Source organism: Shewanella sp. ANA-3 (genome assembly GCF_000203935.1).
Taxonomy (GTDB): domain Bacteria; phylum Pseudomonadota; class Gammaproteobacteria; order Enterobacterales; family Shewanellaceae; genus Shewanella.
The window spans coordinates 85,779-109,344 of record NC_008577.1 but is presented as its reverse complement, the minus strand read 5'-3'; the positions used below and the strand labels follow the sequence as shown (position 1 = coordinate 109,344).

Genomic DNA, 23,566 nt, shown 5'->3' with positions numbered 1-23,566 from the left:
AATTTAATCTCTTTCGAAAAAAATAAAGTGAACAGCATGCCTTACACCATATTAATTTCTGAAATTAATGACGTCATAAGAAAATTCAACATTTTCCTAGCTAACGATAAATCAATCCCTCTTTTGTCTCAGGTTAATGGTGAATTGCAATCAGAATTAATTAAAGTTGTGCACGGAAATTGGAATGCCTTTCCCTTTCCAAACGCTCAACGGCGAGGAGTTTATTTTGCTTTTGGAAAAAAACAGGATACCAGTGAACTGGGGTTGTACATTGGTAAAGCCTCATTCAACTCAACTATTGGGAAGCGTCTATACAGCCATTTAAGAATCCATGCAGATGCTGAATTTTTTACAATGAAAGGAGCAAACGACCAAGTTTTTATCATTGAATACTTAGCCTCCATAGATTTGGACGCCTTGAATATGCATTTCATGGCCTCAAGCCTAGAGGAATACTTAATTTCTAATCTCACAAACAAATTGCTATTGATGAATGTTACAGGTGCAAATGGCTAAAGCAGGCTACAATACGCCTGCAAAAAATGTACTGTGCATTTTAATTTTTGTCAGCTAATCCTAACAGGGTTTATTGGTTTTCTAACTGCTCATCTTGTTGTTTTACCAACTTATGCTCGCCTTCATTACAGCCGATTTTCCAGTAACTTGATGTATAAAAATGGCTTTTCGGTAAGTCGTATGTCTGCTTAAGCAGCTTTCTTAGGGCGCGCATACTGCTAAATTCGCAGGCGAGCCATACGGCGCCTTGCCCCTCGAGTTTTGGCAACTGAGCAATGCGTTCGGCCAAGGGCTTACCTTCTGGGTCGGCCTCTGGATTAATCACCCAATGCAATTGCACATTGCTAGGATGCACTAAGGGCTGAATATCGGCTTCACTTAGCACCTCAATCACAGTGTAACCCACTGCATTGCTTGGCAATTGCGCCAAGTTCACACTGATGGCGGGCAAGGCCGTCATATCCCCTGCCAGTAAAAACCATTCTGCGTCTAAGTTGATCAATTTTTTCAGTCCTGGGCCACCGATTTGGATGCTATCCCCAATCTCGGTCGACTTTGCCCAACGGGATGCGGGGCCATCGGTATCGTGCAGCACAAAATCCACATCGATTTCATTCATCCGCTGCTGACGAATGGTATAAGTGCGCATTAATGGCCGCTCATCCCCCGGCTGCGGAAACAGTAATTTGATATAGGCGCTTTCTTGATCGGCGGGAAAACCTGCAAAGCCATCGCCACCTAAAGTGATACGCAGCATATGTGGCGTGACTTGGGTTTTACCTATCACGGTCAATTCGCGCGGGGCGGGTCTGTTCATACTTAAACTCCAAAAAGATAAATGGCACTCAATGGTTAGCTTTCCGCCACACTATCGCTGATCTGGTTGGCAATACGGATAAACACCGCAATTTCATCCTGATCGAGTGCTTGGGTCATATGGGCAACGGTGGCTTTTTCGGCGGCAATAATTTGCGTCATCAACTGCTCACCCTGCGCCGTCGGTCTCAATAACTGGCTACGGCCATCCTTAGGATTATCGACTTTTAGGATATAACCAGCCTGCTGTAGCTCATTGAGCACCCGCGTAATTTGAGCTTTATCCCGTTGCATGCGTAGGGCAATAGATTGCGCCGTGGCCTCGGGATGACGGCAAATCCCCTTGAGCGCCCGAATATGGGTGACAGGTAATTCAATCTGCTGCGCAGCAATATCCGCACGCAGCTGTTTTTTGTAGGCATGCACTAATCTGTGCAAGGTTTCACCGAGGGAAATAGCAGACATAATGACATCTCGAGATAGTTGACATTATCAACAATATCGAGATTGATTGACTATGTCAACTAAATAGCAGTTGGCGAATTACTGGCTAAGCCCAAAAATTTACAAGCATGAGTCAATCCAAAGCACTCACTAAAACGAGTAACAAAATTCTTGCGGTTTAGATGCAATAAACTGCTAGGATAACCGTTCAAATTTGAGCTTGATCACACTAAACACGGTTTAACGCTTGAGGGGTCTGTTCGATAACGGATTTGCCTCAATGTCTTTGTATGAGTAACCCGATGAAAAGAATAATAAATGCTTTAATGCTGGCCATGTTAGCAACGGGCTGTAGCGATCCAAACCCAACACAGACCAATCAAACCGCTGAGCAGGCCAAGGCCGAAAAGGCCGTCCAAGTATTGAGCCTTAAGCAACAACTCGCGCCAATCACCCAGCGTTATTTTGCCCTTAGACCCGAAATCGCCACCTATTATGGCGTGGCCGAGGATGAAGCAGGCAAGGATGTACTCTCTAAGCTGACCGATTACAGCCCATCGGGGGAAAATCATCGCCGTAAAGCGCTTAAGGCCATATTAACTGAACTCAATGCTATCGATGCCAGCCAGCTTAGCGCCTCGGAGCAAGTGAGTTTAGGCTCGATAAAATCTGAAATCGCTGGCGCCCTGCTGCCAGCCGAAACCGTGGCCTATGGCACTATGCTCGGTGAATACGGTGTTTGGTTTTTACCATATGTTGTCAACCACTTATCTGGATTGCATGTTGAATTTCCGGGGTATATGGAAGATAAGTTTGCGGTCACCACCCCTGAGCAAGCTAAGGCCTATCTCAACCGCTTAACCATGTATCCTGCCGCCATGGGCACAGTTATCGATAAGCTAGATCAAGACGTGCAAATGGGCGTGATCCCACCCGATTTTATTATCGATAAGACTATAGCCGTGTTGCAGCAACAATTAGTGCACCATGCTAATGAACATCCCTTGGTCAGCAGTTTTAAAGCCAAATTAACCGCCGCCCAAGTACCAGAAAGTGAGGCGTTGGTGAACTCAGCCGCCGAACTGGTGGAGACCAAATATTACCCTGCGACGCGCCAGTTGATTTCCGCACTGCAAGCCGTGCGCCTCAAGGCCACCCATGTGGCGGGACTCGGACACCAACCTCAAGGCGCTAAACTCTACAAGGCGATGATTAAGCACCTCGCCAATTCGGAGATGACCCCAGATGAGATCCACCAACTTGGATTAGACGAAGTTGCCCGCATTACCACCGAGATGGATGTGTTACTCAAACAAGTGGGTTACCGCAAAGGCACAGTTGGCGAGCGCATGCAGCGATTGCTTAAGGATCCTAAATACATCTACCCCAACACCGCCGAGGGTAAACAGCAATTAATGACGGATATTCACGGCTATCTGACGAAAGTGAACGCCAAATTACCGTTGTGGTTTGGGCTGTTACCGAATCAAGAGGTTGCGGTTGAAGCCGTGCCAGACAGTCGCGCCGCCGCAACCAGCGGTGCATTTTACGATGCGCCTTCTCAAGATGGTTCGCGTAAGGGCACCTTCTGGATAAGCCTGTACGATATGGCGGCGCTGCCCTCCTATTCGCTGCAAACCTTAACCTACCACGAGACCAATCCCGGCCATCATCTACAGACGCTCATCGGTCTGTCGGATACCTTGCCGCTGCTGAGTACCATTTTTTACTCTAATGCCGCGGGAGAAGGTTGGGCGCTGTATGCAGAGCGCTTAGCCGCCGAGATGGGCATGTATCAGGATAATCCGATTAATGACCTTGGCCGCTTGCAGTCTGAGTTACACCGCGCGGTGCGCTTAGTGGTCGATACGGGTATGCATGCCAAGGATTGGAGCCGTGAGAAAGCCATTGATTATGCAGTGGCGACTGAGGGAATACACCTATCTGAAGCCACGGGCGAAATCGAGCGCTATGTGGTTTGGCCGGGGCAAGCCTTAGGTTACAAGCTGGGCGAGCTGAAAATTATCGAATTGCGCACTAAGGCCAAAAAAGCCTTGGGCGATAAGTTTGATATTAAAGTCTTCCACGACAGGCTGCTTGAAAATGGCGCCTTGCCCTTAGATTTATTGGAGCAAAAGATGGATCTGTGGCTCGAATCCGCTAAGGCGGCCAATGCCGCCGCCGAGACCAAGGTGTAACTCGGGTAAAACCACTCAAATCATCTCAATATAGGGGCAGCTTAGGCGGCCCCTGTCTTTTTACGGCTCCCTATGCTTTTACGTTTCAGGTTAATCCGCAAAACGACGCTGATACTTGCCGCTTAAATAGCGGATCACCACAAAACCGATAACACCTGGCAGTGTCCACGACAGCAGACGCAAATTGCCATGGTCGATAAACAAACGGCTGCCCCCAAAGGCGAAAAAGGCGGTGTAACAGGCGATACCCGAGCCAATCATGGCGCCTAAATGCTCAATCCACCATTCTAATTTGGTCAAAGTCGCCTTAACGCTATAATGCAGGAATCCCGCCCCAACCGTAGTGCCTAACAGGCCGAAAATCATCGCGAGGATCTGCTTTTCTTGGTATCCCCATATCGCCATCACAGGGCCAAGTAACGTCAAGCTCAGCATTAACGACAAATGCAGAGGCGATTTTAATTGCTGACGCTGCGCCTTGTAACGCAGAACCAACACGCCATGCCTAACGGTTACGAGGGTTAATAGGCTGATATAGATGAGAAATATCCAAGCATTTTTACGATCCGTAATCTGCGCTGCTAAAGCATCGGCGCTGGCCGCAGGCTGTTTAATCACCGCGAGCGGATCAATGAGGCCCGTCGTTGCCATCGCCACGCCCGTCGCCGCCACTGTGTACATGGCATAAACATAATAACGGCCAAAACGACTATGGTTCGCGCTGCCTTTTTTCAGCATGGTGTCCCGTCCTGAAATACGTTGACATAAAGAGGATTTCTTTATGACAACATTAATTAACTCAAGCCGTAAGCGCACACAACGAGATTACACCTTAGCCTTTAAATTAGGCGTTGTAGAGCGTGTTGAAAAAGGCGAAATGACGTACAAACAAGCCCAAGCCCATTTTGGTATTCAAGGCCGTTCAACGGTACTCGTTTGGCTTAGAAAACATGGTAGACTCGATTGGTCGAAACCTTTTCAGCATCCCCTAATGTCTAAGTCAAAAGAAACCCCTGCCGAAACGATCAAGCGCCTTGAACGTGAGTTAGCAGAAGAGAAACTGCGTAACAAAATCCTCAATGGCATGGTTGATATCATGGACAATGAATATGGAGCAGGCCTCAGAAAAAAGTACTTATCCGGTACGTCTGGCAAGCAAAAAGCAACGGCGAAATAACCCTCGCTGCCGCATGTCGTGCTGCGGGTATGTCTAGGCAAGGTATTTATCAGGCAGTTGCTCGAATGGAAAGTCGTAGAGCTGAGCTATCGGTCATCAAAGACTGGGTCCAGTACTGGCGTAAATATATGCCAAGGTTAGGGGCCCGTAAGCTCTACACGTTGATAAAATCCAAGCTGGTTGAGCACGATATTAAACTCGGGCGAGATGGGTTCTTTACCTATTTGAGAAGTGAAGGTTTACTGGTTAAACCGAAGAAAAGCTACACAAAAACCACGTTCAGCAAACACTGGATGAAGAAGCATCCTAATCTGCTGAAAGAGGAAGGACTGCATGATGCAGGGCATGTACTGGTCAGTGATATCACCTATATTGAGTCAGACCAAGGTGTGCACTACCTGTCACTGGTCACCGATGCCAGTTCTCGTAAGATAGTCGGTCATCACGTGAGTAAAGACATGAAAGCCGAGAGTGTGGTGAAAGCGTTAAAAATGGCCATCAAAGATAAGCGCTATATCGGCAACGCGGTGCATCACTCAGACAGAGGCTTACAGTACTGCTCAGCCGTTTATCAGAATGCGCTTCAGGCGAGCCAAATCCAGCCGTCAATGACGGATGGTTATGATTGCTACCAAAATGCATTAGCAGAAAGAGTGAATGGCATACTGAAGCAGGAGTTTTTACTGCACCGATGTAGGACATTTGCGGAGCTGAAGATACTTGTTAGAGAATCGATAGCAATATACAACAATATGAGACCGCATCTGAGTTTGAATATGGACTCCCCTAATCAGGCGCACAATAGAAAAGGCCAGCTACTGGAGCTGGCCTAAAAACTGTCAACCTATCTTAGGACGAGACATGGCAGGCATCCAAAATAACACTAATGCCAGTGCGCCCGCGGTAATATGCACAAATTGCGACAGGGTGAAAATCGTGTTCATCATCAAGCTCCATCAAAGTTTGAAGCTTGATATTAACGAGCACGGGGAGTCACCCATAAGTGCCAAAAGTCATGTTTTAAGCTGTCGCATAGAGCAGCTACATTCTGTGGCTGCAATTGAGGCGACTGTCGCTATAACCCGGTATGTTTATCGAGTCTTAAGGTATCGATGATCGAGAAGGTATAACCTAACTCGGTAAACATCCGCTCGATATTGAGCTTAAAATCGATGGGGCGATCTAAATCGAGTTGATTGATAAAGAAATGGTGTTTTGTCGGGATCTTAATCAACAATTGTTTTTGATAGAAACAGGCTTCAACCTCGGCATTTAACTCGCGGCCCAGAGCCAAGAGATTTTCCATCATCAAGGGATTGAGTAAGTAGCGCGCCTCAACTTGGTCGCTGCTATACACCTCAAAACAACGCTCGAAACGTACATCCTCAAGCTTGACCCGCGACAGCTTTGTCTTAAACCCCTCAATACGATTTTTTAAACTGCCCTTATCCGTGACTAACAAGGTCGTACCGTTGAATCGCTTAGGAATATTGCACACCAGTAGCACACCATTGAAGATGGTCTCTCGCTCAACCGAGCCGTTATTGTTCGATTTAGTGTTGTAAGCATCGACCTCATAAAACTGGAACGGCACCTTGTTATAGGTTCCCTTAAGGCAATTTTGTGCATACTGTTTATCGGTTTTAGGCAGCAACCCCAACTCAAGGAAGGTTGAGAAGTCCACCTTAGGCTCCCTCGTTAACGCATAATCATTGCCAAAGTACTTGAGACTAATGGGATAGAGTTTTTCAAAGGCGGCATTATAGAGTTCATTGCTTTCCTTTCCCGAGGCAATCGCCACTAACGCTATCACGGGAGTCGGCAGAAACGCGCCAATCATCAAAGGCACAAAATAATCCATAGGCACCAGCATAAACTGCACCCCGAGCAGCCCAGCGAAGGCACCCAAAATCACCGTGATGCATATGTAGTAGATTGGGGTGGTGAACTTGGCATTTTCACGCCGCCTTTGGTTCACGCCTTCACGCTTTGCTTCAAACGGGGCGCATTTAGGGGCGATTTTTTGTTTGTAATACTTCTGAAAGGGAATACGGTGATCTTCGGGAATATCAAATTCAATCGAACTCATTGGCTCCTACTCTTACGACTCAAATCCATTTAGGCCAATGATTTTACGGATTTTATTTCAGCAAGGCCAGTTTAAGGCCAACAAATGACCGATTAAGCCCGAGCAAGCCTGCGGCTACGGCGCTGCAATAAGCCAAAAATAATCAGCACTCCAAAGGTGGCGCTAAATAGGGTTAAGGCTCTGGCTAAGCCATAAAAATCAGTAAGACTAAAGGAAACCCCATCCGCCCACAGCACTAAGGAACCTAAGGGTAATTGCATCGCCACCGCTGCATACCAATCGAATGGCAATCGAGGAAAAAGCCGCTGATAACTAAATAACATCAGCCCAGAGAGCAGCAATAATAAGCCCGCATCATGGGCACCTAACCCCAGATAAACTGGGCTAGTGTGGCTGAGGTTATCGACACTTCCGAGCAAGGCGTACATGTAGCCCGCCGTAGCAACCAGCGCGAAACTCACAAAGCTTAATACCGCCAACAGAATACCTAAGCCAAATGCGGGTAAATATTTCATAAACAGTCTCATCAGTGCAGAACTCGCTCGACCTCATTCCTAAAACCCTAAAGGAGAACAAATTCAGTCGAAAGATAGTAAAGCTACAATAACAGCCAAAATTTCCCTTAGCTATTAAGACCATAGTCTTATGCCGGCAACAAACTGTGGGATCATAAACAGCATAATTCTCCCCACTAAATCCAGTATTTCATCCATATCCACTAGATAAGCCTCTAAAATTCCTCATTTAATTAAGTTTCAGTCGAATAGCTGAGTGATATGGTGCACAATCTCCCACGGTCTAAGGGCGAAATCCACTAGCCAATTACCCCAATAACGCTTAGGATCGGGGTTGCATTTTTTAGCCAACATATTGTGGAGTATCAAAACATTATGGGTATCAGAGCCATAGTCGTAGACACAGCAGGCACCACGACAGACCTAACCTTTATCCAAGATGTGCTATTCCCCTATTCTGTCAAAGCCTTACCAGACTTTTTAGCGCAGAACCAACACAATGTCTTGGTGGAAAACTGTATCTGCGACACCCGAGATATCGCCCTCGAACCCGATGCCAATTTAGCCCGCGTGACTGAAATTTTGCAGCAATGGGTACATGAAGACCGCAAAGCGACCCCACTCAAGACCCTACAGGGTTTGATTTGGAAGCAAGGTTACGCCCATGGCGAATTTACAGGCCATATCTTCCCCGACTTTATCGAAGCGGTTAACCGTTTTAGCGCGCAAAAACTGCGTATTTACAGCTTCTCTTCGGGTTCAGTTGAAGCCCAAAAACTGCTGTTCAGCCACAGTGATGGCGGCGATTTAACCGAAATGTTTAGCGGCCATTTTGATACCCGTACCGGTAACAAATTAGATAAACAAGCCTACGCTAACATACTCAACACCATCAGCTTAAGCCCTAAGCAAGTGCTGTTTGTGTCCGACGTGGTTGAAGAGCTTAAAGCCGCCGAAGCCGCAGGCATGATGACCTGCCAAATGGTGCGCGACAGCAAACAACGCACCGGCGATTATCGCACTATTAACAGTTTCGATGAGCTAGTGATCGACTAACATCGGCACTGCACACAAAAAGCGACCCAAGGGTCGCTTTTTGTTTATCGGGCAAATCAAATCTACCTGTCCGCCGGGTGATTCACCCCATCGCAAACCGGCACATCGCCTAATTCATAGGGATTAACGCCTTCGAGGCAACCAAGGTTATAGCCATATTCATTGGGATTAGAGCGCCTTTGATGATGGGTATAAATGCCGCACACGGAGCAGAAGTAATGTTTGGCCGTTTTGGTATTAAATTCGTAGCACTTTAATACGGTCTCGCCTTTGATAATCTTCAATCCCTCTAGCGGCACTGAGCCGACAATAGCCCCCTTGCGCCGACAGATAGAGCAATCACAGCGCCTTGGCTTTTCAATGCCATTGGGCAGCGATAACTCCAACACCACGGCGCCACAGTGGCAACTGGCGAGATGCTTTGCTTGGATATGAGTATTGCCAACTTGTTTAATCACTTAAGCTCCTTTTGATTAACGCCCCAACCTGCCATGCCGTTCAACTTGCGCTTGCCAGTTTTGCACTTGCTGCGCCTTGGCATTGATCACTGGCCCCAACATTTGACTCTTGGTGCGCTTAAAACCACTAAAGGCTAAGGTCGCGATATCTAATTGCTTTAGGGCGGGCGCGCCCTGGAACCACTTGTAATACCAAGGCGGCGTATCCATGGTCATGATAATGCGTGAGGTTCTCCCCTCGAGCAGCCGATTGGGAAAGGTTTTCCCCTGCTGATACTGAAAAGCAAAACCGGGTAAAAATGTTCGATCAATTAATCCTTTAAACTTGGCGGGTACGCTGCCCCACCAAATGGGCACCACAATCACTAGATGCTCGGCCCAGAGAATAGCCTGCTGAAAGCTTTGCAAATCCGCCTCTAATGGCTGTTCTTGATGGTATCCGTGCGCCAAATTAGGCTCAAATTCCAACTCGCAGAGCTTTAACAGACGCACCGAATGCGACTCGCCCGCAGCCTTGGCGTAAGTGTCGGCTAAATGTTCACACAGGCTATCGGGTTTGGGATGGCCAGAAACAACCAGAATCTTTTTTGTCATAGTAAAAACCTTGAGTATTCAATATGACAACAGCTTAAGCTCTGCCCCTAGGGGCAGAGTCAAGCTTGGAATTAGGCGCGGGATTCGCAGGTATCCAAACCATCAATACAGGCATCGAGCCTGACTAATTTATCTTCTAATTCGCTAATCTGCCGCTGGAAATCGGCTTTGATATTCAATAAAAACTGCTGCACAGACTCAAGCTGTGCCGCCTGCTCCCCCTCGGTAAACAAGTCTTTAAGTTGCGAGAGTTTGATACCTAAGGTTTTGGCCTCTTTGATCAGCAATAACTGCTTTATATCGGTTGCGCTATAAGTGCGATAACGCCCCTTACGGATCGGCGCACTGATCAGTCCCCACTCCTCGTAGAGGCGAATCGCCTTGATCGACAGGCCAGTTTGCTTCGCCACAGCACCAATATACATAGTATTTAATCCATTAAAATAATTGAAAAAATCATCATAAACCTCCAAGCCTTAGCCAGCATATCACCGCGCTTTAGGCTTGTCGCTCGCACTTTATACTGCTAGTCTGGCTGCCTTAAACGAGCGTTTTAACTAGAGCTTTTGATTAGAGCTTTTGACTATGAGTAATGCAATGGAAAGTCCAACACTAAGTCCAATGGAAAAGTTTCTCGCACAGCACACTATAGTGACCGAAATCCCCGTGGCTTGGGGCGAAATGGATGCGCTGCAACACGTCAACAACGTGGTCTATTTCCGCTATTTTGAAACCGCACGTATCGACTTTTTCAACCGCCTCTTTCCACTCGATGCCCTGTATAAATCCGGTGTTGGTCCAGTGATTAGCGAAAATCAGGCCCGCTATAAACGTCCAGTAACCTTCCCCGATACGCTATTGGTCAGCGTGAGTATCAGCGATATTCAAAGCGACAGATTTACCATGCATTATCAGGCCTTTAGTAAGCAGCAACAGGCCATTACGACCTTAGGTTCTTCGGTCGCTGTGATGTTTAACTTTAAAACTGGTCAAAAAGCCGAGCTTCCCACGGAATTACTCACCATTCTTAAACAACACGAGCAAGCTTAAGCTACCGAGTCTATGGCAACATTGCCATAACACTTTAGGCCATATCAGAGGGAGGCTGTATGTCAGAAAAAGCGCCAATAGAAGTCGTTGTTGAGCATCAACAGGATAAACAACGCTTTGTGATCCCCGTTGACGGGCATGAAGCCGTGCTGGAATACCGACTCAATGGCCAGCACATCGACTTTAACCGAACCTTTGTGCCCGACGAGCTACGCGGCAAAGGCCTTGCCGAACGTTTAGTTCGCCATGGCCTAAAGTGGGCCAAAGCCCAAGATTTTGAGATAGCAGCCAGCTGTTGGTATGTGCAGAAGTTTTTGAAATAACAGGCTTCGCAACAGGTGTGCTAAATCCAATAGACTGGATAGTGGCGTTTGGGATCGGTGGAGAGATTATTCACGACCAGCGCCACCAGCAACAGCAGTAGTGAGCCGAGAAAGACCGGCATCAACGCATAGAGAAATCCGAGTTGATGCACGTTCTCACCGCCTATCACGGCAATTAATGCCGTAGCGCCGCCCGGTGGATGCAGCGTGCGAGTTAAATACATCAATGCGATGGCTAGTGATACGGCTAACGCACTCGCAAGCACCATATAATCGGCAAACACTTGATAAACAGCCACACCAATCAGTGCCGATAACACACTGCCGCCAATCAAGTTACGTGGCTGAGAAAACTCTGCCAGCGGCGCGCCATAGACTAATACCGCCGACGCCCCAAATGAGCCAATCACAAACATAGTGCCGAGCAGATTATCGCTCATATAACTGGCGAGACTGGCGACTAAGTAAATGCCGCAAAAGGCTCCTACCCATGACCAAACGATCTTTTTCAGGGGTTGTCGTGGCGGACAGATGTCCTTAGAACGCATTCGGGTGAAGTAAAATCTCATGCTAAATCCGGCCGGGAGGAATAAAGGCGCGGATAAGTGATCCGCATCACGTTTGCGGCCGCCACGTTAACGTTTTCACCGCGCAATTGCAATTGTGCGGTGAAAGCGAATATCAGACTTATGCAGCTTCGCCGTTCAGGCTAGCCAGGATTTCACGAATATCTTCGGGGATGGGGCGGCTTTTTTCGCAGCTGTAGTCGTAGTGCACTAAGGTAGTTTTCACTTCGGCGGTTTTATTACCCGCTTGCCAACAGGTTTGAGTCAGCTCGAAGCTGCTATTGCCGATACGGCTGACATAGGTTTTCACCGTCACGCTCTTGCCGTAATAAGTCGGCGCGATAAAGGCCACGGTAAAGCCTGCCACTATGAGGTTCCACTGATGCAAATCCAACTCGGGATTAAAAATCTCGAAGATTGGCGTGCGCGCCGCCTCGCACCACACGGGGATCACTGTGTTGTTGATATGGCCTAGACCATCGGTTTCGGTAAATCTTGGGTGGATTTCGAGGCTGTATTCGGTGACTGACATGCAAACTTCCCTTTTGTTGTTCTTATACTTTTATGCTGTGAATGGGATAAACGAGGTGCTTGCCCCGTTTATCCCCACCAAGCCTAACAGAAATAAGAAGCGCGATGCTAGAACTGGCAACTCGCGGTCTCTGGGGTTTGCTTGCCATTGGCATCGTACTTTTTCATACAGCCAGCCTTACCCATATCGAATATTTTTTCGTATTTGAGCTTGCCACTGCTGTCGTAGGACTTAAACACACCATGGCTTTTAGGGTTTTCTAAGTGATAGATTTTGCGCCCCTTGGTCACATGGGAAAAATCCGAGAATCCGGGTTCCTCTTGATAGATAACCCCGTTCATATAGCGCTTATGCACCACATGTTGCTCATCGATACGCAGCATTTCGCTGGCTAACTTACCATTTTGGTCGTAACAGACTTTATCCACGGCATAATTGCTGTCGAGATCCTCGATACAACTCACGGCACCATTATCAAAATACTCCCGCTGGATACCACAGCGCGCAATGGCGTTATCCCAGAAATAGGGTTCACCGTTCCAGGTTTCGCCTTCTTGCTGGCAATAGTTCCACAAGCTCTTTAACTGGCCGTTCGGGTAGAAAGTGTAATGGGGTCCAGAAAGACGGTTATTGATAAGATGACCATATTGCACGAGCGAATAGCCGCCGTCGGTGGAATAGCGGATGCTTGGGCCGTATTCCTGACCCGCTTTATAAGTCTGCAGGGACATTAAGCGACCGTTAGAATCGAATCGATATTCTTTATCGACTGACCCATTAGTGTAATAGCTTAATTCGGATAGGCGGCCGCCACGATATACACGTTGCTCACCATCCTTAATTGAAGTGGTTTCAGCATTTTTTGAATTTAACACCCCCTCACAATCGCCTGCGTAGGGTTCTTTTCGCATCATGCATTCATCCTGCGAGGGTTTAAGTGTTACGGCGTCATTAAACTTATACTGACTCAACTCATTCAGATCGCCGTTAGGCTCGAGCCACATTTGTGGGCCATCCAACTCACCTTGACGATAATTGGCAACATTGCTGACGATATTTGGCGCTGAGTACCATAGACTTTCTCCGTGAAGGCGGCCTTTTTCGTAATGTTTAAGGGCGAACATAAAATTATCTTTATTGAATAGCTTAGCCTCACCTTGGCGTAGGCCATTCTCATAGTTGACTTCGGTCTTGTAGAGATAAGTCACCGATTGCTTAGTGGTAAAAGCATCGTTCTCATCGGGCGTTCGAATATAGACCCAAGTACCTGAACGTTTACCATCGAGGTAGCGGCCTTCACCGGTTTGAAACCGATAGTCCCCTTGAGTGGCCTTTTCCACCCAAGCGCCTTGTTTCACGCCCTTTTGGTATTGGCCTTTGCTGCCATCGGACTCAAGCCACTCGCCATCTTTTACGCCATTGAGATAAATGCCCTTTTCGGACAACTTCTTCGCGCCTTCGGTACTGGAATCGTAATCTGGGGTATAGACTTCACTCGGGCCATCGGGCACGCCCTTGTTGTAGTGAATAAAGCCGTAGTTATCGGCGTCATCCATCATGGACTGCAACACCCATTTACCCTGCTTTTGGCCGTCGAGGTACTCGCCTTCCCAATAGGTTTCACGGCCGTCGGCTTCAATCCACTTACCCACTTGCTTACCCAGCTTATAGTCACCGGCATACATCACACTGCCATTGCGGGCATCGTAGGCGGCAAAGTGACCATCAAGCTCACCCTGCACATAATGGGCTTCACTGGCAACGCCAGCCCAAGTACTGCCCATACTCATGAATTCGTAAAAAGGCCCAGTTCGCGGGATTTTTTCGCTGCCATTTTTAAGCCAATCGATGTCGTCGGCCTCGTAACCAATGGCCACCAGCATAAAGCTGCTATCTTCTTCGACGTAGGCGCTGCGATCAAAGGTTGCCACCAGACTGTATTTTCGTTCACGCCCCTCGGCATCCTTATCAGTGCGAGTCAGGGGATAGCGCAGCTTGTATTCCACTGCGGTTTTTACATCCGTTGCCGTGCCTTCAGAGTTGCGATAACCAATTAAGGTCGGTTTGAGTTTAGAGGTACCATCAAGAATCGCTTTAATGTCAGGATCTTGGACACCCTCAGCCTCATAGGTCATACGGTACTGCTGCGGTGGTAACTGGCTTAAAACTTTGCGAACGCCGCCAACGGTAAAGGTGCTAATGGTGGGTGCGACTTCATCGAGCACGGCTTGCAGGCGCGGCAGTTTAGTCAACTCCTCGCCCTCAAAACCATAACCCCGTAGATGCTGGCCATCGGCATCCTTGAGCATGACGATCACCTCTTTAGTGCCGCCCTTGTCGAAGTCATAGTAAAACACCGCCACGATTTCGACGCGGCCGTAATCGTCAATGCGTACACCAGGCGCATCGCCGTAGAGCATTTCGCCCCATACCTGTTGATCTTTTTGATAAAAATTGAGCCATTGGCCATTGGGAAGATCCACGGGACCGTGAACCATTTTGTCATATTCCGCCGCAAGTGCAGCAGGAATAACCGCAAAAGAAGAGAGCAACACCGCACCAGCCGCGGCGCATAAACGACGAATCGAAAGTTCCATTTAACTATCCTTAACACCGACACCTTGCGCCTCGTGCGCACCAGTAAGCGGGGCGAATTTTAAGCGAAGTCTGATGCTTCAGGAAGTGGCTGACACAAAAAAGGCCGCTAAGCGGCCTTTTAAGATCAAAGATTTAACAATCAATTATTGTACATAGCATTAATTTCATGGGCGTACTTGTGGTAAATCATTTTGCGGCGCAATTTCAGCGTCGGGGTGATTAATCCCGCCTCCATCGAAAAGGCTTCAGGCAGCAGGGTAAACTTTTTGATTTGCTCAAAACCCGCCAACTCTTGCTGTAAATGCTTTAAGCGCTGCTCGAAATGTTCAACCACATGGCTGTGACGCAGCAGCTCGATAGGCGACTCGTATTTCAAGCCCTTATCCTTGGCCCAGGCTTCGAGGGATTCAAAGGCTGGCACAATCAGCGCCGTCACATAGTTACGGGCATCGGCAATCACAGCCACTTGTTCGATAAAGGGGCAACGGCCCACTGTGCCTTCAACCCGTTGCGGAGCAATGTATTTACCGTTGGAGGTTTTCATTAACTCTTTGATGCGGTCGGTAATAAATAAATTGCCATTGGCATCGAGTCGTCCCGCATCGCCGGTCTTTAACCAGCCATCTTCGAAGGCAGCTGCGGTATCTTCGGGGCGATTGTAATAACCGCGCATCACAGTGTCGCCACGGACTAAAATCTCATCGTCCTTACCTAGCTTCACTTCGATTTCGGGTAAGACTTTACCGTTCGAACCCGCAACTCGGTTATCTAGGGTATTACAGGTCACAGTGGCGTTCGTTTCCGTCATGCCGTAACCACAAAGTACCGGAATACCAATGGCATGGAAGAAAGACGCTACGTTTAAATCGAGAGCGGCGCCACCGCAGGGCATAAACTTTAAGCGCCCACCGAGCACGGCTTGCAACTTGCTGTAAACCAGCTTGTGCGCTAAACGCCATTGCAAGGATAACCATAAACCGCCCTTAGCGCGGCCTTGGCTCACCTCAAACTGGCGTTCGCCGACGCCCATGGCCCAAGCAAACAGTTTTTTACGGCCTTCGGCGGATTTAGCGACCTTATCCTGCACTGCGCTGTAAACCTTCTCGAGGAAACGCGGTACCACGCACAGGGTATGCGGACGCACTGCGCTGATGGCCTCTTTCACTCTTTGGGTGTTTTGCAGATACACGTTGTGGCCGCCACGGCACAGCACGTAGAAGCTCCAACCACGCTCAAACACATGGCTTAGCGGTAGGAAAGCTAACGACACATCGCCAGTAGTAAACGGCAGGATCTGATCGTGCTGACGCACAGTCGAAGCCATATTGCGGTAATCCAGCATCACGCCCTTAGGGTCGCCCGTGGTACCAGAGGTATAAATCAAGGTTAACAGGTCGTCGAGATTGGCATCCTTTAAGCGCTGCTCAAGCTCAGCACTCTGGCCATATTCTTTGGCTAACAAGCTGTCTAAATGCTGATGTTGAGCCTTGTCCTGCGCCAGCTCAACACTCGCATCGAACACAATCACATGCTCTAGGGTCGGACACTGTTTTTGCAGCTCACAGGCCAGCGCATATTGCTTAGCGTCGTCAACAAAAATCACCTTGGCCGCCGCATCGTTAATGATAAAGCTGGCTTGCTCTAAGGTACTGGTCGGGTAAATGGGGACCACAACGGCACGGCTTTTCAGGGTACCTATGTCGGCACAGGTCCATTGAGGGCAGTTTTGCGACAGGATCACGCAACGGTCTTGCACTTGTACGCCAAGTTCAATCAACACCTGTGCAATTTTATGGCTGATTTGATCGAATGCCTGCCAACTGACTTGATGCCAAGGCGCAGCCATTTCAAAACCTTCCAGCGCTATAGCCTCTTTTAATGACTGGCTTTGCTGCTGTAATAGTCGAATTACGTGATATTGTTCGAGAGACATGAGTGACTCACCTTTTAGCTTACAAGTGTACCGCTTTTGCGGCATTCTACCTGAAGGCAAGCTAAAAACTAAGAGTTTTTGCTCTAATCTTGTGCAAATGTCGCCCAAATCACGCCATTTCAGGGCAATTAGAGCCCGGTAATGTCGCCCTGCCAGAGCTTTTTACTGCCCCAAATCAGTGCGATTTGCCCAAGGATCAGCAGCACCAGATTACCCAGCGACCAATAGAGCAGACTTCCATCGTGTTGCAGCGCCGCGAGGCTAATAGACACCCAGAGCGAATGCCCGAGCACCACCAGCATGGTCAGGCTCACCTGCAATACGCGGCGACACAAACAACCTAGCCCTAACACTAAGGCGCAGGCCCAATACGTGCTCATCACTATGTGCGCCAGCAGAGGCAAGCTCAAATCACCATCGAGCCAAGTGACAAACAGACTGCAGATTAACACGCTCAAACTGAGCAGAAGCAGCAAGCGTTGTTGACCACGACCAAAGGCCTTAACTAAGCCAGCACGGCCGTCGAAGCTTGGCATCAACAGCAGCATTTCAGTCGCCCGAGAGCGTTGTACACGGCTCCAATGCACCAACGAGCAACTAATCACACTAAATTGTGCCAGTAGCAGTAATACCGGGAAGTTCCAATGCAGCTCGTGGGAGACGATCCCAAGCCCGATGGTTAGCACGGGGAGCAACAGCAGCAACACGGTCAGCATAGGACCGATAAAGAAGTTAACCGGATGCAGATAACGCTCTAACCGAGTCAATATCCGTATGGATTGCAGGCTAGGCAGCCAAAACCAGCCCATTTCCAAGCCGTTAAGATACACACTTCGTGCCTCTACCCGCCAAGGTAACACTAAGCATCGGCGCCAAATTAAGGCCGCTAACACAAACAGCACTATGATGCTTAGCCACAGCGGCACTTGCTCCGCCAACTCGTTGGAAAACGGCACTAAGATAAACAGTAAAAATGAGCTGTAAAACCATTGGGTTTGCCGCAGGCACAGCAAGATAAACCCTAGGCTTATCCCTTGGGCAAAGACCAGTAACGACAGAGTATCGGTCAGGTCAAACAGCACGCATTGCAACACCGCAAGGCTAAAGGCGCCTATCAGCATCACTTCACACTGGATAAAAATATTCTGCCGATAACGGGGGATTAAGATGGAGCACTCACTCGCCATCAGGCGGATCAGCTGCCATGCCACCGCTGCCGAGGTAGACACTAGGCCCATAGTGACAAAAATATCGAAACTCGCCTTTTGCCCCGCCCATCCCGCTAACACGCTCAGGGCCAAGCCAAATATGCCAGTGCCTATAAAACTCACGCTGCCCACATCAAAAAACCATAGGCGCAACATACCGTTAAAAGGATTGAGCGAATGGCTAGTACCGATGCGGGTCGTTGATTCTGCTATGGGTTTCGCGGCACTCATTTGTGCAGCTCCACAAAGAGTTGTTCCAAATTCAGCGCTTCGCTGCGCTGCACGCCGGGCAAATTAAGCTCCACATCGCCCCTATCCACCAGAACAGAATCGCCATCGCGGCTGAGGATACGCACCTGCTCAGGTAACTCGGCGCCCTCCGCGAGTTTGACTAAACGCACCTCTTCCCGTAGGGCATCAATCTCCTTAAACAGCACTAACTCGCCCTGTTTAATCAGGGCGACATGGCTCGCGACCCGTTCTAAATCTGAGGTGATATGGGATGAAAACAACACGGCCGAGCCGGATTCGAGGGCTAAGTCGAACAAATCGACCATAAACTTGCGTCTGACTATCGGGTCGAGGCTGGCCACGGGTTCGTCGAGGATCAGCAACTCGGGGCGATAGGCCATCGCCATGATCAAGGCCAGGGATTGACGCTGACCAACGGACAGGCGCTGTACCTGTTGAGTCACATCTAATTCGAAGCGGGTGAGCCAATCCTGCTCTAACTGCATGTCCCAGTGGGGATAAAAACTGCGGTGCAAATCGAGGGCACGTTCAACGGTAAAGCCTTCATAACCAAAGGGTTGCTGCGGCACATAGCCTAAGCGTTCCTTAGCAGCAGAAGAAAGCTGCTCCGGCGTTTCGCCTAAGGTGCGGATTTCGCCCGAATCCGGCGAGAGGATCCCCAAGGCGCAGCGCATTAGGGTCGATTTACCCGCACCGTTTTGTCCCAATAGACCGACCACCATACCGGCCGATAAACGTAAGGTCAGATCCTTGAGCGCACGTTTTTCGCTGGCGCCTTTGCCACGAAACACTTTGTTTACGTTAGAAAACTCTAGTATTGGGGTACAGTCTTGGTCCATCGAATTGCGTCCTTTTTATTCTCGTTTTCGCTTAGCTCGACTCAGGCTACCAACGCTCATTAATCAATTGCAGTAATTCGGGCAGACTCACGCCCAGCTGCTTTGCCTGCGCCAGCAAGGCATCTAATTGCGGCTCGAGCAGACTCACGCCCGACTCCATCGCCTCGGTACGCGCCGCGACCCTAGTCGCCTGACCACGGCGACGTTCTAGCCAACCCTGATCGACCAATTGCTGAATCGCGCGGGACACCGTCATCGGATTGACCGCAAGATATTCAGCAATTTGGCGCACTGAGGGTAATACGTCTTCCTCTTGCAACTGGCCGCCCACAATCAAGCGCACGATTTGCTCGTGTAATTGCTTGTAAATTGGCTCACCACTGCTGGGGTTGACATTTAAAAGTTCTAACATTAGTCTTTACACACTGTATTAATACATTGATACACCGATACACTGTATTTAAAGTAACACACTCATCCTGAAATGCAAAAAGGAAAGCGCTCATGATAGATAGCATGATCCACAGGAAGTCCCATAATGCCAGCGCTGACGTGGCAATGAAGCGCGTTGATACTCGCCAGCACTCGGGCAAGTTAAGCAAAAGCATCATCAGTTTGAGTGCGCTGATGCTCGCCATGGGTAGCGCCACGGCTTGGGCGAGCGACAACTCAGTAAAGCCCACTGAATCCGCCAACACCTGTTATGTGGAGGGCGTGTCGGACCGCTTAAATTGCGGCTTTGTCACTGTGCCCGAAAACCCTAATAAGCCCGATGGCAAACAGATCCAAGTGCATTATGTGGTCTTGCCCGCGGTGAAAAACGTCAACCACGAAGAGGCTTTACTGGCGATCGCCGGCGGCCCAGGTCAATCGGCCATAGATAACGCGGCAGGCTTCGATAGCATGCTGAACAAAGTGCGCCAGCAGCGCGATATTCTGCTAATCGATCAACGCGGAACGGGGCGCTCCAATGTGCTCAATTGTGACGCAGGCCCACAATCGCCACTGTCCTTCGACGATGATAATGTCGATACCTTGGCCGAAGCGCAAAAATGCCGCGATCAATTCCCCGATACTGATGTCACCCAATATGGCAGCCTCAATGCGGTGCAAGACTTCGAAGCCGTACGCGCCCAGTTAGGCTACAAAAAACTGCACCTCTACGGTATCTCCTACGGCACACGTATGGCACAGCTCTATATGCGCTTATATCCCGAGCACTTAGCCACAGTCACCATAGACGGTATTGTGCCCATGCAGCAGAGCGTATTGGAGATTGGCTCGGCGATTGAACGTGGCTTTGACTTGCTGTTTAAAGACTGCCAAGACACAGCCGCCTGCCATGCCGAGTTTCCTGAGCTCAAGGCCGAGTTTGACCAAGTAGTCGCTAAACTCAGCCAAGGGCCAGTGATGGAGCAAGTGCACGACCCAGTGACGGGAGAAAAGACCCTACTCACTATGACGCGCTCAAAGTTTTACGGCGCGATCCGCATGGCGCTGTATCAAACCAATGTACGCGCCTTAGTGCCCCATGCGATTCATCAGGCCGCTAAGGGTAACTACCAACCATTACTCGGGTTATTTGCCTTAACTACGGATAATGCGGGTATGGCAATGGGCATGCACGCCTCAGTCGTCTGCGGTGAAGACATACATCGCATCACCCCTGCGATGCGCGAACAGGCCAAAACCTCCTATGTTGGCAAAACCATGCTCGAAAGCTTAGAAGCATCGTGCTCTGTGTGGAAGGTGCCGCCAGTCGATGCCAACTTTAGCGAGCCTATCAAGAGTGATATCCCCACCCTGTTGCTATCGGGCGAAATTGACCCAGCAACCCCACCGAGCTGGGGAGAACTGGCGATGGAGAAACTCACCAACGCCAAACACTTTGTCGCACCTTATGCGACCCATGGTGTAGCCTATCAGTCCTGCGCCAATAACTTAGTCGCCGAGTTAGTGCGTACTGGTTCGGTCAATGATCTCGATGGTGAATGTTTGAAGAAGGATGTGCGCCGTAGCTTCTATTTAAACGCCAGCTCGGTTGAGCCACTCGCAACCGAAGATGCAACCCACTCTTCCAAAGATAAGCCCAAGGATAAGCCCAGCACTGGAGCCAAGGAGTAAGTCATGATCAAAGTATCCCATCTTTCTAAGCGCATCGGCGAAGTGCAGGCCTTAAACGATTTGAGCTTCGTGGCCGAAAACGGCCAGATCACCGGCCTACTCGGCCCCAATGGCGCGGGCAAAACCACCTGTTTGCGCACGATTTTCGGTCTGTTAAAGCCCGATACTGGCACGGCTGAAATTGAAGGTATCGACGTTGCCATCGACCCGATTGGCGCTAAGCAGCAATTAGGATTATTCCCCGACCCGTTCGGTCTGTATGAGCGCTTAACACCGCGGGAATATATCCGTTACTTTGCCGAACTCAGCGGTTTATCCGCGAGCGATGCCAAGGCGGCCACAGATAATGTCATCGCCAAACTGCGTCTCGAAGATATCAGCGATCGCCGCTGTAAAGGCTTCTCCCAAGGGCAAAGAATGAAGACCGCCCTCGCCCAGGCCATAGTCCACAGCCCGAGCAATATTATCCTCGACGAGCCGACCCGCGGACTCGATGTGATGAGCACTCGCTTGCTGCGCGACATTCTTATCGACCTTAAGAATCAAGGGCATTGCGTGCTGTTTTCCAGCCATGTGATGCAGGAAGTCGCGGCCTTGTGCGACCAAGTGATCGTGATGGCTCAGGGCCGAGTAGTCGCCATCGGCAGCCCAGACCAGCTCTGCGCGCAAACGGGTAAGGCCTCACTCGAAGATGCCTTTATCCAGCTGATCGGCACCGATGAGGGCATTGCCGCATGATGACTCACTGCATTAACGCTCACATAAATTGCGATAACGCCTGCTTCGACCTAATGGCGAACAGACAAACTTGGGATAAGGAATAATCATGAACAAAATCATCGCAATGGTTCGCAAGGAACTGATAGACGCCGCCCGCGATAAACGCTCTGTGATGGCGGGACTCTACTACGCCATAGGCACGCCGCTGATCATGTGTGGCCTATTTATGGTGCTTATCGGCCAACTGACCAGCCCTGACGATCTGAAAATCAGCATCACTAACCCCGACAAGGCGCCGGACTTAGTGAGATTTTTATCCAACAAAGGGATTACTCAGGGCGAAGCAGGCGCTAAGGATCTGAAAGCCATCGAGCTGATTATCAGCCCCGACTATGCCAAGCAGATGAACCAAGGCAAAGGCGCAGAGATAACTATCGTGGCCGATAACTCAGAGGAAAAACTGCAAAACTCGATTCGCCGCTTAGAGAAACAGTTGCAGGCCTATAGCGCCGAAATGGGCAGCCTACGCTTAATCGCCCGTGGCATCGACCCTCGAGTGGTGCAGCCACTGAAAGTGAATGTGCATGACCAAGCCACGACCGACTCTAAGGGCGGGATGATCTTAGGCATCGCCATTTTCACTATGATTTACTCAGTGTTTATCTCGGGGATGAATCTGGCTATCGACACCAGCGCCGGTGAGCGTGAGCGCAACTCCTTGGCATTGTTACTCAGCCATCCGCTGACCACACGCCAGTTAGTGCTCTCTAAAATCATCGCCGTCGGCCTGTTTGCCCTGCTCGGCTTAGTGTTGATTTTACTGGTGTCTAAGGTCGCCTATACCTTCGTGCCTTGGCAGGAACTCGGCTTTAGCGTCAGCATCACCAATGAGTTTATGGCGCTAATGTTGCTGGTCGGTATCCCCGTCGCGCTGATGGCTGCCTGCCTGCAATTGTTTGTGTCCTTTATGGCGAAAACCTTTAAGGAAGCCCAGTCCTACCTGACCATGGTGTTGTTTGTGCCCTTGGCGCTATCGATGGCGGCCAGCTACAACATAGCGCCGGACATACTGCAATGGTTGCCAGTATCCGGTCAGCAACAGGCGCTGATGGACTTTATCAAAGGTAAGGACATGAGCATGCTGCAACTGCTGGTATCGACGCTCGGCACCTTAGCCATCGCCCTCGTCTTGGCGCTTGGTATGGAAAAATCCTTAAAGAGTGAAAAAGTGGTCTTCGGCTTATAACACTATCGACCCAAGGGCGCACCGCGCCCTTGGGTTAAAGGGGTCAGTTATGGAAAACGAATATGTGCTGATGGTGATCATGGTGACTTTTGTGGTGGGCGTGAGTGCCACAGAAATGTTTAAGCATTATCTAAAAATCCGCCAACTGGGCGGCGGAAATGATCGACAGCTTGAGGATAAACTCACGCAACTGAGTTTACAGAATCAAGTGCTTACCGAGCGTGTGCAAGTACTGGAGCGCATAGTGACAGACGCAGAGAACGACACTGCCAAGACATCTCTGGCGCAACAGATTGACGCGCTGAAATAGCC

25 protein-coding genes are annotated in these 23,566 nt (G+C 49.4%); 10 read left to right on the top strand and 15 right to left on the bottom strand.

The features are described from left to right. Positions 1 to 36: 36 nt before the first annotated feature. The gene (locus SHEWANA3_RS00520) at positions 37 to 516 is read left to right on the top strand and encodes a hypothetical protein (RefSeq protein WP_041412472.1); all 480 of its coding nucleotides are present in this window, start codon (positions 37 to 39) and stop codon (positions 514 to 516) included. 70 nt (positions 517 to 586) lie between these two features. On the opposite strand, the gene SHEWANA3_RS00515 is transcribed toward SHEWANA3_RS00520, so the two are convergent. Continuing rightward, positions 587 to 1,333, bottom strand: a complete 747-nt coding sequence (locus SHEWANA3_RS00515) for a siderophore-interacting protein (RefSeq protein ID WP_011715376.1) — start codon at positions 1,331 to 1,333, stop codon at positions 587 to 589. A 35-nt stretch (positions 1,334 to 1,368) separates the two neighbouring features. After that, positions 1,369 to 1,797 (bottom strand): MarR family winged helix-turn-helix transcriptional regulator, encoded by a 429-nt coding sequence (locus SHEWANA3_RS00510; protein ID WP_011715375.1) that lies wholly within the window; start codon positions 1,795 to 1,797, stop codon positions 1,369 to 1,371. Positions 1,798 to 2,078: 281 nt separating this feature from the next. On the opposite strand from SHEWANA3_RS00510, the gene SHEWANA3_RS00505 reads away from it, so the two are divergent. Next, entirely contained in the window at positions 2,079 to 3,974 is a 1,896-nt protein-coding gene (locus SHEWANA3_RS00505; RefSeq protein ID WP_244096588.1) for a DUF885 domain-containing protein, read from the top strand. A 90-nt stretch (positions 3,975 to 4,064) separates the two neighbouring features. On the opposite strand, the gene SHEWANA3_RS00500 is transcribed toward SHEWANA3_RS00505, so the two are convergent. Next, entirely contained in the window at positions 4,065 to 4,712 is a 648-nt protein-coding gene (locus SHEWANA3_RS00500) for a hypothetical protein (RefSeq protein WP_011715373.1), read from the bottom strand. Positions 4,713 to 4,755: 43 nt separating this feature from the next. Between SHEWANA3_RS00500 and SHEWANA3_RS23085 the strand changes: the two genes are divergently transcribed. After that, positions 4,756 to 5,984, top strand: a protein-coding gene (locus SHEWANA3_RS23085; RefSeq protein ID WP_086017230.1) for an IS3 family transposase whose coding sequence is annotated in 2 segments (ribosomal slippage) — positions 4,756 to 5,107 and positions 5,107 to 5,984 — 1,230 coding nt in all. Because the reading frame shifts where the segments join, the coding sequence is not laid out codon by codon here. Between the two features lie 242 nt (positions 5,985 to 6,226). Here the strand turns inward: SHEWANA3_RS23085 and SHEWANA3_RS00485 are convergent. Beyond that, a complete protein-coding gene (locus SHEWANA3_RS00485) occupies positions 6,227 to 7,240 on the bottom strand; it encodes a DUF3137 domain-containing protein (protein ID WP_011715370.1) in 1,014 nt (337 codons plus the stop codon). A gap of 92 nt (positions 7,241 to 7,332) precedes the next feature. After that, positions 7,333 to 7,767 carry a hypothetical protein gene (locus tag SHEWANA3_RS00480; protein ID WP_011715369.1) on the bottom strand — a complete coding sequence of 145 codons (435 nt, stop codon included), beginning with the start codon at positions 7,765 to 7,767 and terminating at the stop codon, positions 7,333 to 7,335. Between the two features lie 363 nt (positions 7,768 to 8,130). Between SHEWANA3_RS00480 and mtnC the strand changes: the two genes are divergently transcribed. Next, a complete protein-coding gene (mtnC, locus tag SHEWANA3_RS00475; RefSeq protein WP_011715368.1) occupies positions 8,131 to 8,811 on the top strand; it encodes an acireductone synthase in 681 nt (226 codons plus the stop codon). Positions 8,812 to 8,873: 62 nt separating this feature from the next. Here the strand turns inward: mtnC and SHEWANA3_RS00470 are convergent, their stop codons facing one another. The 3 genes from SHEWANA3_RS00470 to SHEWANA3_RS00460 all read right to left on the bottom strand — a co-directional run bounded on the left by SHEWANA3_RS00470 (position 8,874) and on the right by SHEWANA3_RS00460 (position 10,288). Next, positions 8,874 to 9,269 (bottom strand): GFA family protein, encoded by a 396-nt coding sequence (locus SHEWANA3_RS00470; RefSeq protein ID WP_011715367.1) that lies wholly within the window; start codon positions 9,267 to 9,269, stop codon positions 8,874 to 8,876. Between the two features lie 15 nt (positions 9,270 to 9,284). Beyond that, positions 9,285 to 9,863, bottom strand: coding sequence for an NAD(P)H-dependent oxidoreductase (locus SHEWANA3_RS00465; protein WP_011715366.1), 579 nt, complete (start codon positions 9,861 to 9,863; stop codon positions 9,285 to 9,287). Positions 9,864 to 9,934: 71 nt separating this feature from the next. Next, a complete protein-coding gene (locus SHEWANA3_RS00460) occupies positions 9,935 to 10,288 on the bottom strand; it encodes a MerR family transcriptional regulator (protein WP_011624722.1) in 354 nt (117 codons plus the stop codon). A gap of 196 nt (positions 10,289 to 10,484) precedes the next feature. On the opposite strand from SHEWANA3_RS00460, the gene SHEWANA3_RS00455 reads away from it, so the two are divergent. Then, positions 10,485 to 10,913: a thioesterase family protein gene (locus tag SHEWANA3_RS00455; protein ID WP_041412470.1), complete on the top strand. Its 429-nt coding sequence runs from the start codon at positions 10,485 to 10,487 to the stop codon at positions 10,911 to 10,913. A gap of 59 nt (positions 10,914 to 10,972) precedes the next feature. Further along, positions 10,973 to 11,236, top strand: a complete 264-nt coding sequence (locus SHEWANA3_RS00450; protein ID WP_011715364.1) for a GNAT family N-acetyltransferase — start codon at positions 10,973 to 10,975, stop codon at positions 11,234 to 11,236. Positions 11,237 to 11,256: 20 nt separating this feature from the next. Here the strand turns inward: SHEWANA3_RS00450 and SHEWANA3_RS00445 are convergent, their stop codons facing one another. The 7 genes from SHEWANA3_RS00445 to SHEWANA3_RS00415 all read right to left on the bottom strand — a co-directional run bounded on the left by SHEWANA3_RS00445 (position 11,257) and on the right by SHEWANA3_RS00415 (position 19,576). Further along, complete coding sequence (locus SHEWANA3_RS00445) at positions 11,257 to 11,805, bottom strand: HPP family protein (protein ID WP_011715363.1); 549 nt, start codon at positions 11,803 to 11,805, stop codon at positions 11,257 to 11,259. Positions 11,806 to 11,923: 118 nt separating this feature from the next. Further along, entirely contained in the window at positions 11,924 to 12,334 is a 411-nt protein-coding gene (locus tag SHEWANA3_RS00440) for a thioesterase family protein (RefSeq protein WP_011624719.1), read from the bottom strand. A 107-nt stretch (positions 12,335 to 12,441) separates the two neighbouring features. After that, complete coding sequence (locus SHEWANA3_RS00435) at positions 12,442 to 14,931, bottom strand: hypothetical protein (RefSeq protein ID WP_011715362.1); 2,490 nt, start codon at positions 14,929 to 14,931, stop codon at positions 12,442 to 12,444. 140 nt (positions 14,932 to 15,071) lie between these two features. Next, the gene (locus tag SHEWANA3_RS00430; protein ID WP_011715361.1) at positions 15,072 to 16,865 is read right to left on the bottom strand and encodes a long-chain fatty acid--CoA ligase; all 1,794 of its coding nucleotides are present in this window, start codon (positions 16,863 to 16,865) and stop codon (positions 15,072 to 15,074) included. A gap of 128 nt (positions 16,866 to 16,993) precedes the next feature. Next, complete coding sequence (locus SHEWANA3_RS00425; RefSeq protein ID WP_011715360.1) at positions 16,994 to 18,304, bottom strand: hypothetical protein; 1,311 nt, start codon at positions 18,302 to 18,304, stop codon at positions 16,994 to 16,996. Then, complete coding sequence (locus SHEWANA3_RS00420; protein WP_011715359.1) at positions 18,301 to 19,164, bottom strand: ABC transporter ATP-binding protein; 864 nt, start codon at positions 19,162 to 19,164, stop codon at positions 18,301 to 18,303. Before SHEWANA3_RS00420 ends, SHEWANA3_RS00425 begins: the two co-directional genes overlap by 4 nt. A gap of 46 nt (positions 19,165 to 19,210) precedes the next feature. Beyond that, on the bottom strand, positions 19,211 to 19,576 hold the full coding sequence (locus SHEWANA3_RS00415; RefSeq protein ID WP_011620909.1) for a GntR family transcriptional regulator: 366 nt from the start codon (positions 19,574 to 19,576) through the stop codon (positions 19,211 to 19,213). A gap of 92 nt (positions 19,577 to 19,668) precedes the next feature. Here SHEWANA3_RS00415 and SHEWANA3_RS00410 point away from each other — a divergent pair, with 92 nt between their 5' ends. The 4 genes from SHEWANA3_RS00410 (at position 19,669) to SHEWANA3_RS00395 (ending at position 23,564) form a co-directional block, all read left to right on the top strand. Continuing rightward, on the top strand, positions 19,669 to 21,288 hold the full coding sequence (locus SHEWANA3_RS00410) for an alpha/beta hydrolase (RefSeq protein ID WP_011715358.1): 1,620 nt from the start codon (positions 19,669 to 19,671) through the stop codon (positions 21,286 to 21,288). A gap of 3 nt (positions 21,289 to 21,291) precedes the next feature. Continuing rightward, positions 21,292 to 22,026: an ATP-binding cassette domain-containing protein gene (locus tag SHEWANA3_RS00405; protein WP_011715357.1), complete on the top strand. Its 735-nt coding sequence runs from the start codon at positions 21,292 to 21,294 to the stop codon at positions 22,024 to 22,026. 88 nt (positions 22,027 to 22,114) lie between these two features. Next, on the top strand, positions 22,115 to 23,254 hold the full coding sequence (locus SHEWANA3_RS00400) for an ABC transporter permease (protein WP_011715356.1): 1,140 nt from the start codon (positions 22,115 to 22,117) through the stop codon (positions 23,252 to 23,254). A gap of 49 nt (positions 23,255 to 23,303) precedes the next feature. After that, positions 23,304 to 23,564: a hypothetical protein gene (locus SHEWANA3_RS00395; protein ID WP_011715355.1), complete on the top strand. Its 261-nt coding sequence runs from the start codon at positions 23,304 to 23,306 to the stop codon at positions 23,562 to 23,564. Positions 23,565 to 23,566 lie beyond the last annotated feature (2 nt).